A 3,559-nucleotide genomic window follows, 5' to 3' on the forward strand; every position below is an offset into this window, starting at 1 on the left:
TGAGTAACTGTTGGGGCCGGGCTGCTCCGTGGGGCGGCGGGCGCGGGGGCCCCCCCCCCCCCCACCCCCGCCGGGGGGATGAGATCCCCCCGGACCCCGCTGTCAGGAGGCGGTGGGGCGCAGCGTGCCGAAGGCGACGCCGCCCAGGACCAGGGTCATCGCCACGAGGTGGTAGGGGTGCAGGCTCTCGCCCAGCAGCAGGGCGCCCAGGGCCAGGGCATAGGCGGGAACGAGATACATGGACATGCTGGCGCGGGCGGCGCCAAAGGTGGCCACGGCGCGGGCGAAGAGGCCATAGGCCCCCACCCCGGCCACGAGGCCCAGGAACACCACGCCCGACAGCGCCCGGCCATCGAGATGCGGAATGCCGCGATAGCCCCATTCCAGCAGCACGCCGGGCATGAGGCAGAGCGCCCCGCCCGCCGCCACCACCCAGAGCAGCAGCATGGGCGGCAGGGCCACGGGGCGGTGGCGCAGCAGGGCGGTGTAGCCGGCCCAGGCCAGGATGGCGAAGAGCATCAGCGCATCGCCCGGGTTGAAGTCGAGCCGCAGCAGCGCCCCGAGATCACCCCGGAACACCGCCACCAGGATGCCGGAAAAGGCGATGCCGATGCCGCCCAGCATGGCCGGCCGCAGCGGCACGCCCCAGACCAGCCGCTCGATCACCGCGACGAAGAGGGGAGAGAGGGCGGCGATGAGGGCGATATTGCCGGCGCTGGTATAGGTGGCCGCGCCATATTGCGGCGCCACGCTGATGACGCCGCCGAGCACCGCCAGCGCCGCCAGCACGCCCGGTGCCGCCCCGCGCAGCAGCCCCCGCCGCAGCAGCGGCCAGACCACCGGCAGGAGCAGCAGTGCCGCCACCAGCCAGCGCCCGAAGGCCAGCGTCACCGGCGGCACCGACCCGTTCAGCCAGCGCGCCACCACCATGTTCAACGCGAAGAGCAGCGGCGCGCAGAGGAAGAGCAGGAAGGAGAGCCAGGACTTGCGCATCGGCGTCATGCCTCGGGGTGGGTGCCGAGGAGAAGCCTAGGGAAAATACGTCAGGCAGGTTTACCGAATTGCGGCAGCGCAAAAGCCGCTTTCAGAAGATTTTTCGTATTTTTGGCTGTTTCTCGGAAGGCTGTCCGCCCCTCCCGGAAGAATGACCAACACCTGAACTGCCAGCGGGGTCCGGGGGGAGCTTCTCCCCCCGGCGGGGAGGGTGCGGGAGGGGCGGCGCCCCTCCCGCGTGCCGCGCTTTCAGTATTGTGCCGCGACTTCGCGGGTAGCCCAGCTGATCCAGGGCAGAAGATCGCGGACATCCTGGGTTTCGACGGTGGCGCCAGCCCAGATCCGCAGCCCCGGCGGTGCGTCGCGGTAAGGCGCCGCATCAAGGGCGACCCCCTCGCTTTCCAGCAGCGCGTTGATTTTCTTCCCCGCCTTCGCCTGTTCTTCCGCCGGCAGCGCCTGGAACCAGCCGCCCACCAGCTTCAGGCAGATGGAGGTGCAGGAGCGCGCCGCCGGGTCTTCCGCCAGGAAGGCATAATCCCCCTGCCCTGCCACCCATTCGGCGACCGCCGCGAGGCTGGCCTCCGAGCGGGCGATAAGGGCCGGCAGCCCGCCGATGGCCTCGGCCCAGCGCAGCCCGTCCAGCGCATCCTCGGCGCAGAGCAGCGAGGGGGTGTTGATGGTATCCCCCAGGAAGATGCCCTCGATCAGCTTGCCGCCCTTGGTCATGCGGAAGATCTTGGGCAGCGGCCAGGCCGGCGTATGGGCTTCCAGCCGCGCCACGGCGCGCGGCGAGAGGGCGAGCATGCCATGCGCCGCCTCCCCCCCCAGGGCCTTCTGCCAGGACCAGGTGACGACATCGAGCTTCGCCCAGTCGAGTTCCATGGCGAAGGCGGCGGAGGTGGCGTCACAGATGGCCAGTCCCTCGCGATCCGCCGCGATCCAGCCGGCATCGGGCAGGCGCACGCCGCTGGTCGTGCCGTTCCAGACAAAGACGAGATCCCGCGCCGGGTCGGCCTGGGTGAGATCCGGCAGGCGGCCATAGGGCGCCTGGATCAGCCGCACATCCGGCAGGCGGAGCTGCCTGGTGATATCGGTGGCCCACTCCCCGGAGAAGCTTTCCCAGGCCAGCACATCGACGCCGCGCGGGCCGAGCAGCGACCACAGCGCCATTTCCACCGCGCCGGTGTCGGAGGCGGGGACGATGCCCAGGCGCCAGTCCTCCGGCATGCGCAGCACGGCCTTGCTGCGCGCGATCACCTCGGCGAGGCGGGCCTTGGGGTCCCTGGCGCGGTGGCTGCGGCCAACCAGCGCGCCCTCCAGCGCGGCGAGGGACCAGCCCGGACGCTTGGCGCAGGGGCCGGAGGAGAAGAAGGGGCGGGCCGGGCGCGTGGCGGGCTTGGCACGGGTCTGCGACATGCGGGGCGGGCTTTCAGTCGGGGTCAGCCAGGAAGGAGGCGCGGGTTTGCACCCCCCGCGCCTCCTCTTCAAGAGAGGCGTGTCTCTTCCGGGGCGGCGGGTCAGGCGACCGGCAGCAGGATCTCGCCCTGGGCGTAGAGCACGGCATGGCCGCCCATGCGCACGCGGTCGCCGCGCTGCTCGCACCAGAGGGTGCCGCCGCGCGCGCTGGCCTGGTGGCAGACCAGCACCGGCCGCCCGAGCCGCGCCGCCCAGAAGGGCACGAGCTGGACATGGGCCGCGCCTGTCACCGGGTCCTCATTCACGCCGACGCGGGCGGCGAAGTAGCGGGAGACGACATCATGCACCCCGTCATCCCCCGGCGCGGTGGCGATGACGCGGGCGGCGGCGCCGCCGCTGGCCGAATCCGGCAGGCTGGCGATGCGGCCATGGTCGGGGCTGAGGGCGCGCACCGTCTCGGCCCTGTCGAAGAGGCAGATCCAGTCCCGTGCCTTCCAGACCTCGCGCGGGACGGCGCCGAGGGCGGCGGTGAGGCCGGGCGGCAGGCTGGTGGCGCGCTGTGGCGGATTGGCCGGGAAGTTGAGGACGAAGCGCCCCTCCTCCTGGCTGACGGAAAGCGGACCGGAAGCCGTGCGGAAGCGCAGCTCGCCCGGCTGGCCGAGGATGCGGGCGAGGACAAAGGCGGTGGCGAGGGTGGCATGGCCGCAGAGCGGCACTTCCAGCGTGGGGGTGAACCAGCGCAGATGCCATTGCCCTGGCCCATCGGGGACGAAGAAGGCGGTTTCGCTGAGATTATGCTCGGCGGCCATGCGCTGCATGAGCGCATCGGGGAGCCATTGGCGCAGGGGGACGACGGCGGCGGGATTGCCGGCGAAGGGATGCGCGGCGAAGGCATCCACGAGATAGAAGGGCACCCTTTCGGGCGGGGAATCGGCGGGCGCCCTTTCGGGCGTTGAATCGGGGGGCGCCCTTTCGGGCGGGGAATCGGTGGGCGCCCTTTCGGGCGTTGAATCGGGGGGCGCCCTTTCGGGCGTTGAATCGGGGGGCGCCCTTTCGGGCGCGGGGGGAGTCGTCTCCATGGGGCACCTGTCACGCTGGTGTGACAGGCAGGATGCCCGTGGCGGAAGCAGCCGCGAAGGCTGCTTCCGCC

General features: G+C 71.7%; 3 protein-coding genes. All 3 read right to left on the reverse strand.

What is annotated here, in order from left to right; all coding sequences use genetic code 11:
- Positions 1-102: 102 nt before the first annotated feature.
- Positions 103-993, reverse strand: a complete 891-nt coding sequence (locus NON00_RS24175) for a DMT family transporter (protein WP_256025354.1) — start codon at positions 991-993, stop codon at positions 103-105.
- A 249-nt stretch (positions 994-1,242) separates the two neighbouring features.
- Positions 1,243-2,409, reverse strand: a complete 1,167-nt coding sequence (locus NON00_RS24180; protein WP_256025355.1) for a phosphoserine transaminase — start codon at positions 2,407-2,409, stop codon at positions 1,243-1,245.
- Positions 2,410-2,510: 101 nt separating this feature from the next.
- On the reverse strand, positions 2,511-3,323 hold the full coding sequence (locus NON00_RS24185) for a PhzF family phenazine biosynthesis protein (protein ID WP_256025356.1): 813 nt from the start codon (positions 3,321-3,323) through the stop codon (positions 2,511-2,513).
- Positions 3,324-3,559 lie beyond the last annotated feature (236 nt).

It is taken from the genome of Roseomonas sp. GC11, assembly GCF_024437745.1.
GTDB lineage: Bacteria > Pseudomonadota > Alphaproteobacteria > Acetobacterales > Acetobacteraceae > Pseudoroseomonas.

What these genes read in the sequence shown, in the direction of transcription:
- NON00_RS24175 (WP_256025354.1), bottom strand. Translation starts at nt 993, where the DNA reads ATGCGCAAGTCCTGGCTCTCCTTCCTGCTCTTCCTCTGCGCGCCGCTG.
- NON00_RS24180 (WP_256025355.1), bottom strand. Translation starts at nt 2,409, where the DNA reads ATGTCGCAGACCCGTGCCAAGCCCGCCACGCGCCCGGCCCGCCCCTTC.